14 protein-coding genes and 1 tRNA gene are annotated in these 13,435 nt (G+C 32.5%); 7 read left to right on the top strand and 8 right to left on the bottom strand.

Annotated elements, in window-relative coordinates; genetic code table 11:
- Positions 1 to 40 precede the first annotated feature (40 nt).
- The 4 genes from EU98_RS02145 to EU98_RS02160 all read left to right on the top strand — a co-directional run bounded on the left by EU98_RS02145 (position 41) and on the right by EU98_RS02160 (position 3,922).
- Positions 41 to 112 (top strand) — tRNA-Val (locus EU98_RS02145).
- Complete coding sequence (locus tag EU98_RS09560) at positions 83 to 469, top strand: AIR synthase (protein ID WP_072165465.1); 387 nt, start codon at positions 83 to 85, stop codon at positions 467 to 469. Before EU98_RS02145 ends, EU98_RS09560 begins: the two co-directional genes overlap by 30 nt.
- Positions 470 to 566: 97 nt before the next feature.
- A complete protein-coding gene (locus tag EU98_RS02155; RefSeq protein ID WP_032516177.1) occupies positions 567 to 3,323 on the top strand; it encodes a valine--tRNA ligase in 2,757 nt (918 codons plus the stop codon).
- A 2-nt stretch (positions 3,324 to 3,325) separates the two neighbouring features.
- The gene (locus EU98_RS02160; RefSeq protein ID WP_025954954.1) at positions 3,326 to 3,922 is read left to right on the top strand and encodes a TVP38/TMEM64 family protein; all 597 of its coding nucleotides are present in this window, start codon (positions 3,326 to 3,328) and stop codon (positions 3,920 to 3,922) included.
- 4 nt (positions 3,923 to 3,926) lie between these two features.
- Here EU98_RS02160 and EU98_RS09920 read toward each other — a convergent pair whose 3' ends face one another.
- The 3 genes from EU98_RS09920 to EU98_RS02170 all read right to left on the bottom strand — a co-directional run bounded on the left by EU98_RS09920 (position 3,927) and on the right by EU98_RS02170 (position 5,954).
- On the bottom strand, positions 3,927 to 4,079 hold the full coding sequence (locus tag EU98_RS09920; protein WP_072165464.1) for a hypothetical protein: 153 nt from the start codon (positions 4,077 to 4,079) through the stop codon (positions 3,927 to 3,929).
- A gap of 117 nt (positions 4,080 to 4,196) precedes the next feature.
- Entirely contained in the window at positions 4,197 to 5,510 is a 1,314-nt protein-coding gene (locus tag EU98_RS02165) for an RNA ligase family protein (protein WP_032516234.1), read from the bottom strand.
- A 24-nt stretch (positions 5,511 to 5,534) separates the two neighbouring features.
- A complete protein-coding gene (locus EU98_RS02170; RefSeq protein ID WP_011819289.1) occupies positions 5,535 to 5,954 on the bottom strand; it encodes a hypothetical protein in 420 nt (139 codons plus the stop codon).
- An 85-nt stretch (positions 5,955 to 6,039) separates the two neighbouring features.
- On the opposite strand from EU98_RS02170, the gene EU98_RS02175 reads away from it, so the two are divergent.
- Both EU98_RS02175 and EU98_RS02180 read left to right on the top strand, forming a co-directional pair.
- The gene (locus EU98_RS02175; RefSeq protein ID WP_032516175.1) at positions 6,040 to 6,567 is read left to right on the top strand and encodes a SprT family zinc-dependent metalloprotease; all 528 of its coding nucleotides are present in this window, start codon (positions 6,040 to 6,042) and stop codon (positions 6,565 to 6,567) included.
- Between the two features lie 83 nt (positions 6,568 to 6,650).
- Positions 6,651 to 7,214, top strand: coding sequence for a hypothetical protein (locus EU98_RS02180; RefSeq protein WP_032516173.1), 564 nt, complete (start codon positions 6,651 to 6,653; stop codon positions 7,212 to 7,214).
- Here the strand turns inward: EU98_RS02180 and EU98_RS02185 are convergent.
- From EU98_RS02185 to EU98_RS02205, 5 genes are read right to left on the bottom strand one after another with little or no spacing between them, the layout of a single operon-like run.
- A complete protein-coding gene (locus EU98_RS02185) occupies positions 7,194 to 7,769 on the bottom strand; it encodes a chorismate lyase (RefSeq protein ID WP_193743028.1) in 576 nt (191 codons plus the stop codon). The two genes, EU98_RS02180 and EU98_RS02185, sit on opposite strands and share 21 nt — an antisense overlap.
- 48 nt (positions 7,770 to 7,817) lie before the next feature.
- Entirely contained in the window at positions 7,818 to 9,785 is a 1,968-nt protein-coding gene (gene mnmG, locus EU98_RS02190) for a tRNA uridine-5-carboxymethylaminomethyl(34) synthesis enzyme MnmG (RefSeq protein ID WP_032516171.1), read from the bottom strand.
- Between the two features lie 12 nt (positions 9,786 to 9,797).
- Positions 9,798 to 11,180, bottom strand: a complete 1,383-nt coding sequence (gene dnaB, locus EU98_RS02195) for a replicative DNA helicase (protein WP_025891221.1) — start codon at positions 11,178 to 11,180, stop codon at positions 9,798 to 9,800.
- Between the two features lie 58 nt (positions 11,181 to 11,238).
- On the bottom strand, positions 11,239 to 11,694 hold the full coding sequence (gene rplI, locus EU98_RS02200; protein ID WP_011863768.1) for a 50S ribosomal protein L9: 456 nt from the start codon (positions 11,692 to 11,694) through the stop codon (positions 11,239 to 11,241).
- A 20-nt stretch (positions 11,695 to 11,714) separates the two neighbouring features.
- The gene (locus EU98_RS02205) at positions 11,715 to 12,653 is read right to left on the bottom strand and encodes an acyl-CoA desaturase (RefSeq protein ID WP_032516169.1); all 939 of its coding nucleotides are present in this window, start codon (positions 12,651 to 12,653) and stop codon (positions 11,715 to 11,717) included.
- A gap of 75 nt (positions 12,654 to 12,728) precedes the next feature.
- Here EU98_RS02205 and EU98_RS02210 point away from each other — a divergent pair, with 75 nt between their 5' ends.
- The gene (locus EU98_RS02210; protein WP_032516168.1) at positions 12,729 to 13,427 is read left to right on the top strand and encodes a hypothetical protein; all 699 of its coding nucleotides are present in this window, start codon (positions 12,729 to 12,731) and stop codon (positions 13,425 to 13,427) included.
- Positions 13,428 to 13,435 lie beyond the last annotated feature (8 nt).

Genomic DNA, 13,435 nt, shown 5'->3' with positions numbered 1-13,435 from the left:
TAAATATTTCAACTTCATCTATTAGAATGGTTTATTATAAGGGCGATTAGCTCAGCGGTAGAGCGCCTGCCTTACAAGCAGGATGTCCCTGGTTCGAACCCTGGATCGCCCATTTATTATTTTTCTAATGACTGAGATCGTCAATCTTTCAATCAGTCAAAGCGCTGCTTCAGAACTATCTAGGCAATCTTCTTTTGGAGGTTTTCCAGGAGAAATGTCGATTGATTTGGTAGAGGATAAAAATTGTTCCGAAGGATGGATGCATATTAAATTAAGGCCAGGGACATGTAATGGATCCCCTATTTCCAGAACTGAAGGAGTAACTTTATACGCGGATGTAAAAAAGTTTAATTTACTTAAAGATTTAAAGTTAGATTATTACGGTGACTTGAGCGGTGGTGGATTTCTTATTTCAACACCAAAAAATGCAATACGTTGTTCCTGTGGTTCTGGCTTCAAACTTTTGTAGAATGAAGGTGTCTTTTTTTGCAAACTAATATTATTTTCATTAATTGGCTGCTCTCAAGATAAAATAAACAAAAAGTTTATTGAAATAAAATTTGGACATGACAGAGATGAATGATCAATTATCTTTAGAGAATTATTCACCTTTTGAAGTAGAGGAAAAGTGGCAAGAAAAATGGGAAAGTCTAAAGGCGTTTAGTCCTAACCCTGAGGATGATGGTGAGCCTTTTTGTGTTGTTATTCCGCCACCAAATGTAACTGGATCTTTGCATATGGGGCATGCATTTAACACGGCCTTGATAGATGTTGTAGTTCGTTTTCAAAGACTTTTAGGGAAAAATGTTTTGTGTTTACCGGGAACTGATCATGCTTCAATAGCTGTTCAAACTATTCTTGAAAAACAATTAAAAAGCGAGGGTAAAACAAGCGAGGTTGTTGGAAGAGATGAATTTCTTAAAAAAGCATGGAAGTGGAAAGAACAAAGTGGCGGCAGAATAGTTTCTCAATTAAAAAGGATAGGATATTCAGTCGACTGGACTCGAGAAAGATTTACTCTTGATCAAAAATTAAATGAGGCAGTTGTTGAGGCTTTTAATATTCTTTATAAAAAGAATTTAATTTATAGAGGTGAATATTTAGTTAATTGGTGTCCTGAATCACAATCTGCCGTAAGTGATCTAGAAGTTGAAATGCAAGAGGTAAATGGTCATTTATGGCATTTTAAATACCCTTTAATTTCTGAAAGTGGTGAACAGTTAGATAAGTACTTAGAAGTTGCAACAACAAGACCAGAAACTCTTTTGGGTGATACTGCTGTGGCAGTTAATCCTGATGATGATAGATATAAAGAATTTATTGGTGTCAAAGTAAAAGTTCCTTTCGTTGATAGAGAAATACCTATTATCGCTGATTCACATGTTGATAAAGATTTTGGTACGGGTTGTGTGAAGGTTACTCCAGCCCATGATCCAAATGATTTTGCAATAGGAAAAAGGCATAATTTAAAACAGATTAATGTAATGAACAAAGATGGCACTTTAAATATTAATGCAGGTATTTTTCAAAATTTAGATAGATATGAGGCTAGAGAGAAAATTATCAATGAATTGGATAACTTAGGCCTTTTGACAAAGATAGAGGATTATAAACATACTGTTCCTTTTTCTGATAGAGGTAAGGTGCCAATTGAACCTTTATTGTCAACACAATGGTTTTTGAAAATGGATGATATATCACAAGGATGTCTTAATGAAATTGATTCTAAAAAACCATCGTTTATTCCTCCACGATGGGAGAAAGTTTATAAGGATTGGTTAGATAATATCAATGATTGGTGTATCAGTCGTCAATTGTGGTGGGGGCACCAAATACCAGCTTGGTATGTTTTAGATGAATCTCAAGACTCAATAGAACAAAATACTCCATATATCGTTGCAAGAAATGAAGAAGATGCCTTAATCGAAGCTAATAAAAAATTTGGATTAGATATTAAATTGGTTCGTGATAAAGATGTTTTGGATACATGGTTTTCAAGTGGTTTATGGCCTTTCTCAACCCTTGGTTGGCCAAATACAAATGATCCGGATTTTAAAAAATGGTATCCAAATAGTGTTCTTGTTACTGGTTTCGATATTATTTTCTTCTGGGTGGCAAGAATGACAATGATGGGGAATACTTTTACAAATAATATTCCTTTTAAGGATGTTTATATTCATGGTCTAGTTAGAGATGAAAACAATAAAAAAATGAGTAAAAGTTCAGGTAATGGTATTGATCCAATACTATTAATTGATAAATATGGTTCTGATGCTCTACGATTTGCTTTAATTCGAGAAGTTGCAGGCGCTGGACAAGATATCAGGCTTGATTTTGATAGGAAAAAAGATACCTCTTCAACTGTTGAAGCTTCAAGAAATTTTGCGAATAAATTATGGAATGCAACTAAATTTGTGTTAATTAATAAAACTTCTAATAATAATTATTCGCTTAATGAGAGTGATGAAACTTCTTTAGAGGTATGTGATAAGTGGATTTTATCGAAATTGAATCAGGTAAATATAAAAGTCGCTGCTTTGTTGCAAGAATATAAATTAGGAGAATCTGCGAAACTTCTATATGAATTTACGTGGAATGATTTTTGTGACTGGTATGTAGAATTTGCTAAACAAAGGTTTAATAATAAAGAGACTAAAAATAGACAAATATCTGAAAAAGTTTTAATAAAAGTGCTCAATGATATTTTGGTAATGATTCATCCTTTTATGCCGCATATTACTGAGGAACTTTGGCATGTGCTGCAACTAAAACCAGATAATGTATTATTATCTCTTCAAAAATGGCCAATTCACGAAAATAAATTTGTTGATAATAAGCTTGATAATTCCTTTCAGCAACTCTTTGAAATTATAAGGCTGATTAGAAATTTGAGAGCTGAATTAGGCCTTAAGCCATCAGAAAAAGGTCCTGTATATTTAATTTCAGACAATGATGAATTGATTAATTTTCTAAAAACTTTAGTTGATGATATTCAAACCTTAACTAAATCTTCTGAAGTATTTATTTTTAAAACTAATGCTGTTGATAAAAAAGAGTTTGCTAAATCTTTTTCCGGGATAATTAGTGATTTAGAGGTTTACTTACCTTTTCAGGATTTTGTAAATATAGATGCATTAAAGGAAAGGTTAACCAAGGATTTAAAAAAGGTGACTATTGAATTAGAAAATTTAAATAAGAGATTATCTAATAAAAATTTCGTTGATAAGGCTCCAAAAGATATTGTTGAAGAATGCAGATTTAAATTAAATGAGGGTTCGGTACAAAAGGAAAGAATTAGTAAAAAACTCAAACTTTTGAATTGAGAATGAATATATTTCTTGAAAATATTTATAATTTGTCTTTTTTTTTTAATACTGGTATTGGGATCTTTTCGTTTGTTTGTATTTATATTTTAATTGTTTTATTAATACTTCCAGCCTCTTGGTTATCGTTATTATCAGGTTTTTTATATGGCTCATATTTAGGATCAATTATTGTTTTCATTTCCGCTTCCATAGGAGCATCAGTTGCTTTTTTTGTATCAAAAAGTTTTTTTGCAAAAAAGCTAAAAAATCTTTTTAGCCGTTATCCAAAATTAAGTGTCATGGAAAAAGTAGTAGAAAAAGGCGGACTTAAATTAATTTTTTTAGCGAGATTATCTCCGATATTTCCCTTCAGTATTCTTAATTATTTTTATGGTTTGAATAATGTTAAATTTAGAGATTTCGCTCTTGGTCTTCTTGGAATAATTCCAGGAACTTTTCTTTATTGTTCAATAGGTAGTTTGGCAAAAAGTATTCAGGAGTTAAAAAATGTGCAATCACCAAATAATTTATATATTACTAGCATTGGAATTATTTCAACTTTTTTAGTTGTATATTTCTCAGCTAAATACTCCAGAGAATATTTTGAAAAATCTTAAGAATTTACTCTTTAATATTCCAATCTCTTATTGTTGCAATTAAGATAAACCAAAAAAGCCTTAATTTACCTAGTAAAGTTTTGTTGGCTTCTAATTCTATATATTTCGCCTGTCCACAAGGTGTTTTTATGAAGTTGAAAACTGTTTTCTTCGTCATAAGTCTCTCAAAAAGTCCTGATAATTATTTTTATATTTTATAGCCAAGATTTTTATTTTTTCTATTTAAAAACCACATTTTTCTTTGACTACTTTGTTGAATATTATTTTTTGAAATTTAAACTTTTTCTCCAGCTTTAAATCCTCTAAAGCATTTAAATCTAGGAAACCTAAGACTAAAAGCCACTGCATCCTTTGACTTGGTTTTTGCATCAGCTCTTATTTCTACAAGTTGACCAACGAGATGATTACGTTTTGACCAATATTCTTCACGTTGAATATCACTAAATCCGCTCCCGCAACTAAGACTGTATTCATAACCATCATCTTCTCCTTCTACCAGGATTGCTCCCAGTCTCCCTTTGTTGCGACCTGTACCTTCCTCAACTGATATAACTTTTAAAGTGACTTCAATGAAAGGTTTTGCTTTTAACCAACTGTGTGTTCTTTTACATTCATACATAGCATCAGGATCTTTAATCATTACTCCTTCATACCCACCTTCCACAGCAGATTTATTCAGCTCTACAAATCTTTTTTGTCCTTCAATAGTGTCGAGATCTACATTTTCCCATTCAAGTGTTTGTACATGGTTTAAAAGCATAGAATGTTTTGCTACCCATTCTTTTACTAATAAACTTCTTTTTGTTTGACTAGTGTCCCATCTTCCTTTTTGAAAGTTTTCAAGGGGACACAAGTCAAATAGGTGGAGAATTGCGTCTTTGGTTTCTTTGCCATCTTTTCTATGTACCTGTTTCATTAAATCCTGAAAGTTAGCGCTCATTACTTCACCATCTAGTACTAAGTCATGAGGTTCAGGATCTTCTTTTAAGACGTTTTCTATTTCTGAGATAATATGACCAAAATTATGGAATTGTTTTCCATTACGAGAAAACATTTCTACTTTATTTTGTCTAATAATAGTTAAGACGCGCACACCATCTAATTTGATTTCAATTTGTTTTTTTCCTATCATTTTTTTTTCATGATTTGCACTGTCATGAGCTAATGGACACGAAAAAATTGGAATCGCATATTTGGGAAATTTCTTTGCTATCTTGTTGATTGTTTTTTCAGATACACCACATCTAAGATCTTTAATTAAAACTCGTCGATAAAATCCATTCCACTCTTCTTTCGTAGCAGATTCCATAGCCGTAATAATTGCATCTCGAGCAGCGTGACCAGTAAGTTCTCTTTGAATAAGCTTATTTGCTAATTCCCTAAAATCATTCCATAAAAAATTTTGACTTTTTTCATTCTTTTTTTCAGGAACAATTTTTACACCAAAAGTTACCAATGGATCAAGTGCCATACGAATTCCCTCAAAAAAATCATCTAGACCTTGTTCCATTGCATCTGAAATGATTTTTTCTTTATCTAATCTACTTGGGTGTAATTCTAATTGATGTATTATCTCTTCTTTAAACAATTCTTTTTGCCTCACAAGAAATTATTAATTCACTTTTGCTATTCTGTCTATTTTCCAATCATTGTCAGTTTTTGCGAAAGTAAAATCTAAGGGGAGCTCATCTTGTTTATCTTCTGATTTTAAATTCAAAGTTATTATGATTTGATCTTCTTGAACTCTAGGTCTTCCTGATTTTAAATTTCTGTATTTATTGAGGTTTAAACTAGCTAAAAATTTAAGAAAGTCTTGACGCTTAACATGAGTTTTATAAGTTTTTGTAGTCAAACCGTATGCTGCATCAATTCTGCCAGCAGCTATTTGATCAAAAAACTTTCTTACTAATGGATTAATTCCTCTGGCGCTTATAACTAATTTGACTGCATTAAAAGTCCAAAAAGAAACTAGTACAGCACCGCCAACTAATAATGCTTTAATTCCGATATCTTTAACTAGTGTTGCATCCATGTTGATTTAAGTTTTTTATTACTTTAAGAAAAGAAATCGTTTTTGATGGCTTTTTTTGTCAAAATAATACTAATTTTAAACCATAATGCCTGTAATTCCTCTTTTACCCTTATTTCATAAATTTAATAGCCAATATTTTGAAAATTCTCTAGCAGTTAATAATCAACCTTTAGTAAAAGTTAGATGGAGTGATAATAGATTAAAAACTACTGCTGGTTTTTATAAAAGAAAACGAATCAATGGACTTGTAGATTCCGAAATTATTTTATCGAAACCTATTTTGAGTAAATTATCCTCTAGTGAAATAAAAAGTACTTTATGTCATGAGATGATTCATGCATGGGTAGATAGGATATTAAAAAAAAATGAGATACATGGTCCAAATTTCTTAGAAAAGATGAATAAAATTAACGAGAAAGAGGAGAATTTTCAAATTTCAGTGAGGCACTCATTTCCTATTGAAAGGAGAGAATTAAAATACATAGGAACTTGCCAAAATTGTGGTGAGAAATTTTTCTACAGGAAAAGGATAAAGAATATTGCCTGTAAAAAATGTTGTGTAAATTTCTTTAATGGATCATGGAATAAAAAGTGCTTAATTTTGTTTGATTAAAAATATAAGATGTGTTTTTGTTTCTATATTTGGAATTATTTATTTTTTTAATGTAATTTATATTTTAAAAAGCATAATAATTTATGGATTCAAGGAGAATTAGAAATCTTAGAAATAGTTTTGATAAAAATATTGTTGATAAACAGGTTGATAAAATTTTCGAAACTGGTAGACAATTTGTTGATGGAGTATCTGGTGCTAGGCCAGGAAAAAGAAGGAACTCTGATTTGCAAGGAATAACAAGTAAGAGTGTTAAAAAAGTAGGAAGATGGGTATCTGAAAAAGTGGATTTATTTTTTGATGAAGATAATGATGATTGGAATGATGAGGATTTTTACGATGATAAAAGCGATATTAAGACATTTTCCAGAGAATCAAATTCTTATGAATCTGCTAAACAGCACTCAAAAAGACCTTTAGAAGCAATATCTTTAAGGCAATCAAAAAAATTACAGACAACTGAGCAAAAAAAATTACCTTATGTAAAAGAGAGTAAGGACGAAGAGTGGCCAGATGAAATGGATTTCAAAGTTGAAAGATGGCAAAGAGCTTCAGAAAAAGAGAATAATACTTGGAGAGATCAATCAAACCAACAAGTTCAATCAAAATCAAGAAATCTTCCCAGATCAAGAAGAAGAAGAGTATAGTTTCATAAATTCTTTAATTCCTGAATAGCCTAATAAACTTTCTAAATGTGGATTAAATACCTCTCTGATAATTGTTAGAGGTTTTTTGTCTCGAAAAAATCTATAATTTCTTGACCAGAATGGACCTTTAAAACAAAATTGATCCTCTAACCAATTTGAATTAACAAGTGAAATACGATCTACTTCTCTAAACAATTCTGATCTGTCTTGTGTCAAATTCTTCCAAATTGGTTCTTCTTTGGCTTTTAAATTTTCACTCACTTGATCTGCATTCCACCAACTTTCAGCCCATGCTAGGTTTTTATTATTGTTTTTAATCCATACTTGTCTTCTAATTAAAGGTCCATTTAACTGATTCAACTCTGTAGGGCCTTCTTGAGTGGATAGAGGATCTAATTGCATTGAAATTAATTTAATTTTTGTTTCTTGATTAGTTAAAAGCTGCAGATGTCTAGTTGGACTTCCATCCCCAAGCAACATTAATTTCCATGGACCAGATATTTTTGGTAGTGAATTCTTCACTAAAAAATTAGAGGCATTTTCTTCCCATAAAATTTTTGGAGAGTTAAAAAGTTTATTATTCAGAGCTCTGAACGCGTGCTTTTAAGATGATAACTTTTTTTCAGCAAAAATATTTGCCTTATTTTTTTTTATCTCTCTTATTTTTAGCCAAACAAGTAAAGCAGTTAAATCAGCTTTGCTAACCCCAGGAATTTTTGAAGCATCACCAAAATTTTTTGGCTTTATCTTATTCAAATTTTCTCTAGCTTCTAAAGATAATGTATCTATCTTTTCGTAATTTATTTCTTGAGGCAGAGATTTACAGCTTTGACGATTTATTTGTTCAATGTTGTTTTTTTGTCTTTTAAGATAACCCTCGTATTTAATATCTATTTCAACACCTTCTTGTATTGAAGAAGCTATATTTTTTTCAGTCAAATTATATTTAATTAAATCTGAATAATGAAAGTTTGGTCTTTTTAAGAGTTCTTTCAAAGTTGTTGAGCCTTTGATTTTTGATCCAGTAACTAATTCTAGTTTTTTTGATATTTCATCCGTGTTTTTTAAACGAGTATTTTTTAATCTTAATTTCTCTTCTTCAAGGAGTTTCATTTTTTCTTGATAGACCGACCATCTTTTCTCATCAATTAGCCCTATTTCATAACCTAATGGGGTTAATCGCCTATCTGCATTATCTCCTCTAAGGGTCAACCTGTATTCACTCCTACTAGTGAGAACTCTATATGGTTCTTTGAGATCTTTGGTAATTAAATCATTGATCATTGTTCCTATATAGCTGCTTTCTCTGGTGAAGATTATTGGATCTTTTTTGTTTAGTTTTCTTGTCGCATTGACTCCGGCTACTAATCCTTGTGCTGCTGCTTCTTCATAACCAGTAGTTCCATTAATTTGTCCGGCGCTAAATAAATATTCAATTTCTTTAGTTTCGAGTGATGTTTGGAGTTGTGTTGCAGGTATATAGTCATACTCGACAGCATAAGCTGGTCGCAACATTTTACATTCATTTAATCCAGGTAAGGTTCTTAGAAGTTCTAATTGAATACTTTCAGGTAAACCTGTAGAGAATCCTTGAACATATATTTCAGGGGTATTAATTCCTTCTGGTTCTAAGAAAATTTGATGTGATTCTTTATCAGCAAATTTAACGATTTTATCTTCAATTGATGGACAATATCTTGGCCCCTTACTATCAATAAAACCGCCGTAAATGGGAGTTAAATGTAGATTGTCTCGAATTAGTTGATGTGTTTTGGTTGTTGTTCTTGTGATATGACAACTAACTTGGGGCATATTATTTTTGATATCTGGATCAAACGAAAAATATTTATCTGCTGCAGTACTTGGTTGAATATCTAATTCATCAAAAATGATACTTCTCTTATCAACTCTTGCTGGAGTTCCTGTTTTTAAACGTTCTGTTTTGATACCAATTTCGTGTAAATTTTGAGTAAGACCTTTTGCTGCTTGTTCGCCCGATCTACCAGCTGACATTGATTTATTTCCTATCCATATTCTTCCTTCTAAGAACGTACCAGCTGTGATGATAACTGATCTTGCTGAATAATAACTACCAAAGAAAGTCTTTACACCCTTTATTCTTTTTTTTACGATTTTTTTTGAGCTCAATCCAATTTCTTCAGTTTTTCTGATATCCAGTTCAGTAATCATTGCTTCTTTTAATGATAAATTATCTGTATTTTGTAGTATTTCAATCATCTTTTTTGAGTATTCTCTTTTATCTGTCTGAGCTCTTAATGCCCATACAGCTGGACCTCTACTTGCATTTAATATTCTTTTTTGTATAGCTGTCTCATCAGCTAATTTACCAATAATTCCACCTAATGCATCAACTTCATGTACCAACTGACTTTTTGCCGGGCCGCCAACAGCAGGGTTGCAAGGTTGCCATGCAATCCTATCTAAATTGATTGTAAATAAGGCTGTAGAAAATCCTAATTTTGCTGTTGTTAAAGCTGCTTCGCATCCTGCATGTCCTCCACCAATAACGATGACATCAAAAGATTCATTTGTTGAGTGATGATCTTTCATTTTAGGATCGATTTAATTAGCTAAATTCCTAAATCTCGTAAATTGAGGTTCAAATAATAATTTAACAGTTCCTACGGGTCCATTTCTATGTTTAGTGACAATGATTTCTGTAATTCCTCTATCTTCAGTCTCTGGATTATAGTATTCGTCTCTATAAATCATTAATACTAAATCTGCATCTTGTTCAATAGATCCTGATTCTCTTAAATCGCTTAACATTGGTCTTTTATTTGTTCTAGACTCTACTCCTCTACTAAGCTGAGATAAAGCTACTACTGGTACTTTTAATTCTCTGGCCATGCTTTTAAGACCTCTTGTTATTCGTGAAAGTTCTTGCACTCTGTTATCAGGGGTTGATCCTTCCATCAACTGGAGGTAATCAATCACAATTAATCCAAGTTCTTTTTTTTGTTCAGCTATCAATCTTCTGCACAGAGATCTCATCTCTAAAACACTTAAGTTAGGCTTGTCATCTATAAATATTGGTAATTGACCTAATGAATTGATACCTTCTCCGAGTAATGGCCATTCATCTTGCTGCAATCTTCCTGTTCTTAACCTGCCACTCTCGATTCCAACTTCCATAGAGAGCAATCTATATGTCAATTGTTCTTTACTCATTTCAAGGCTAAAAACACACACAGGTAAATCTTGCGATTGTGCAACATTTTTTGCCAGATTAAGAACTATTGAAGTTTTCCCCATTGAAGGTCTTCCAGCAACAATTATTAAATCACTTCTTTGAAAACCTTGAGTCATCGCATCAAGGTCGTAGAAATTTACTGGAATACCAGCTACTGAAGTACCTAATGATCTTGACTCTATTTCATTGAAAGTACTTGTAAGGATTTCAGCTGCTTGAGTCAGGCCTTTTGAAGGTTTTTCTTGGCTGATTTCAAATATTTTTTGCTCTGCTTTATCTAGAACTTCATTAGTATCTTGAGTTTGATCAAAACCTAGTTGAACCACTTCATTCCCAGATCTGATAAGTTGCCTTCTCATGAATTTGTCGTTAATTAAATTAGCAACTTGTTCTATGGAAGCTGTAGAGGAAACATTTTCAACTAGTTCTACCAGTTTGCTGTTCCCTCCAATTTTTTCTAGTGATCCATTATCAGCTAACCAAGCACTCATTGATGTTAAATCAGTTGGTTTACCCTGGGTATGTAACATTAATGCTGTTCTATAAATCTCCTGATGGGCATTTATATAAAAAGCTTCAGGTTTAATTAAGTCTGCAATTCTTCCGATCGCGTCTGGATCAAGAAGTATGCCACCAAGAACAGCTTCCTCTGCTTGGACGTTTTGAGGAGGTACTAATCCAGAATTTTCACTATTAAAATCTTTTTTAAAATTTTTATTTTGCCCATTATTTGGAAAAGGTACGGAAACCATATATTTAATTGCTTAGATATATACTCTGGCTACTTTTTAAAATAATGCAACAAATTGATTAACTTGTTACTTCAATATTTACTTCTGCATTTACTTCTGGATGTAATTTTATTTTTGCAGTAAAGGAACCTAAATTATGAATATCAGGAACAGTAATGTTTCTTCTATCAATTTCTTTTTTAGTTGCCGCTTCTATTGCTTCGGCTACATCTCCATTAGTTACTGTTCCAAAAAGGACACCATCTTCTCCAACCTGTTTTTTGATAGTGAACCTACCTATTGTAGATAATGCAGTTTGGAAATCTAAAGCTTCCTGCTTTAATTTATCAGCAGCGATTTTTTCTTTTTCTTTCTTCCTTTCAATTTGCTTAAGGACTGCTGGTGTTACATTCATTGCCTTGCCATAAGGTAATAGAAAATTTCTTGCGTATCCAGGTGCTACTTCAACTAGATCCCCTTCTTTACCTAGTGATGCGATTGATTCAGTTAATGCGACTTGTACTCTTTTAGCCATGACAATATTGAACAATATAATTAATAATAAGACCTAGAGGGTAACTTTACTTTTTTTGCAAGACCAAATTTCGCAAGAATCTTAATATGTTCCCATGTTAAATCTATCTGACCTCTAAATAATCCTTGTTTTGCCGAATTGGGAAATGCATGATGATTATTATGCCAACCTTCTCCAAATGTTAATGCAGCAACCCACGCATTGTTTTTAGATGAATCACCACTTTCAAATGGTGCTTTACCCCAACAATGCGTCGCGGAGTTTACTAGCCAAGTTATGTGATAAACAACTACAAGCCTCAATGGAATTCCCCAAAGGACTAGAGCCCATCCTCCAACCCCTAATTTTTGACCAATTGCGTACAAGGAAAGTCCAATAGGTATTTGCAAAAATAAAAAATATTTATTTAGAAATCTATAGTATGGATCCTTGATTAAATCTGCACTTAGTTTTGGAACAGCTTTTAGTGCTTCTACGTCTTTAAACATCCAACCCATATGACTCCACCAAAAACCTTTTTTACTATTGTGATGATCTACTTCAGTATCTGAAAAAGAGTGATGATGCCTATGTAAACCTACCCAATCTATTGGTCCATGCTGGCAGCTTATGGCTCCACAGGTAGCAAAAAATCTTTCTAACCATCTTGGGACAATGAACGATCTGTGTGATAACAATCTGTGATATCCAAGGGTGACACCTAAACAAGCAGTGACCCAGTAAAAAAATAATAATGAAGTGACTGCAGGGAGACTCCAAAATTTTGGTTGTAAAGCTACAAGGGAAAGAATATGAATTGCAACCATAAAAACTATCGTTCCCCACGTCTTATGTAGTCTTGGAGGATATCTTTTTGAATGACTGGAAGGTTCCAGTAATTTTTCTGAGAGTTCTATAACTTTTTCAGCTGGAACAGGTTTTTTTAATTTTGCTGTTTCTTGGAAAATTACTGAGTTCATGATATTGAAATACTATTTTCAAAATTACCGATATGTAATATTATCATACTATACTATTGATAAGTTTAATTATCTGTGAGTCTCGGATATCGCGATAAATTATCTAGAGGTCGAAGGGCTATGGCTCATTTGATACACCTCTGGCATGAAAGAAATGGTTGGTCTCACAGAGTATTGCCATTACTTTCAGAAGTTCTTGATTTAGGTAAAGTTCATAATTCGCAAATTTCTAATCTTAGGAATGGGAAGTTATCTTCGCCTGGTCCTGAAGTTTTTCTTGCTTTAGCTCAAGTTAATACGATTCTTGATCAAGGTATTGAAAAAATCAGGGATCGTTTTGAAAGTGATTACCCAGAGTTATGGAAATCTTTGGAAGAGTCTGCATTACCCCTAAAAAATGATTCTGGTAATCCATTGTCGGCAGGGGAGTTATTCGAGATATTTTCAGGATTAAAACCTCTACCTTCATCTTTTGACTGGTACATAGAAGATGAAGAAGCTTCTACTTTAAGTGATGCTCTTTCAGTGCATTTTTGTCAGAATAAGGCTTGGAGATCATGTAAAATGCAGGTAATGGAAGCCTATGCTGTCAATAAATCTGCCCGTAGAGAACGTTTTGCTGAGGTAATTGCAGGAATTAGAGATTATACGGCAGAAGAATTAGATGGAGAACTTCTTGATTTATATGAGGCTTCAAAAAAACTTTCTTATTTTCAGGGCAAGGGACCTAATGCTTTCCTCGCAGAATTAAGAAATTTAGCTTCTGAAAAATAACATGAATT

The organism is Prochlorococcus marinus str. MIT 9314 (genome assembly GCF_000760035.1).
Lineage (GTDB): Bacteria > Cyanobacteriota > Cyanobacteriia > PCC-6307 > Cyanobiaceae > Prochlorococcus_A > Prochlorococcus_A marinus_B.
Note: the sequence above shows the minus strand (reverse complement) of the source record. Positions and strands in the feature narration are given on the sequence as shown.

What these genes read in the sequence shown, in the direction of transcription:
- EU98_RS09560 (WP_072165465.1), top strand. Translation starts at nt 83, where the DNA reads ATGTCCCTGGTTCGAACCCTGGATCGCCCATTTATTATTTTTCTAATG.
- EU98_RS02155 (WP_032516177.1), top strand. Translation starts at nt 567, where the DNA reads ATGACAGAGATGAATGATCAATTATCTTTAGAGAATTATTCACCTTTT.
- EU98_RS02160 (WP_025954954.1), top strand. Translation starts at nt 3,326, where the DNA reads ATGAATATATTTCTTGAAAATATTTATAATTTGTCTTTTTTTTTTAAT.
- EU98_RS09920 (WP_072165464.1), bottom strand. Translation starts at nt 4,079, where the DNA reads ATGACGAAGAAAACAGTTTTCAACTTCATAAAAACACCTTGTGGACAG.
- EU98_RS02170 (WP_011819289.1), bottom strand. Translation starts at nt 5,954, where the DNA reads ATGGATGCAACACTAGTTAAAGATATCGGAATTAAAGCATTATTAGTT.
- EU98_RS02175 (WP_032516175.1), top strand. Translation starts at nt 6,040, where the DNA reads ATGCCTGTAATTCCTCTTTTACCCTTATTTCATAAATTTAATAGCCAA.
- EU98_RS02180 (WP_032516173.1), top strand. Translation starts at nt 6,651, where the DNA reads ATGGATTCAAGGAGAATTAGAAATCTTAGAAATAGTTTTGATAAAAAT.
- mnmG (WP_032516171.1), bottom strand. Translation starts at nt 9,785, where the DNA reads ATGAAAGATCATCACTCAACAAATGAATCTTTTGATGTCATCGTTATT.
- dnaB (WP_025891221.1), bottom strand. Translation starts at nt 11,180, where the DNA reads ATGGTTTCCGTACCTTTTCCAAATAATGGGCAAAATAAAAATTTTAAA.
- rplI (WP_011863768.1), bottom strand. Translation starts at nt 11,694, where the DNA reads ATGGCTAAAAGAGTACAAGTCGCATTAACTGAATCAATCGCATCACTA.
- EU98_RS02205 (WP_032516169.1), bottom strand. Translation starts at nt 12,653, where the DNA reads ATGAACTCAGTAATTTTCCAAGAAACAGCAAAATTAAAAAAACCTGTT.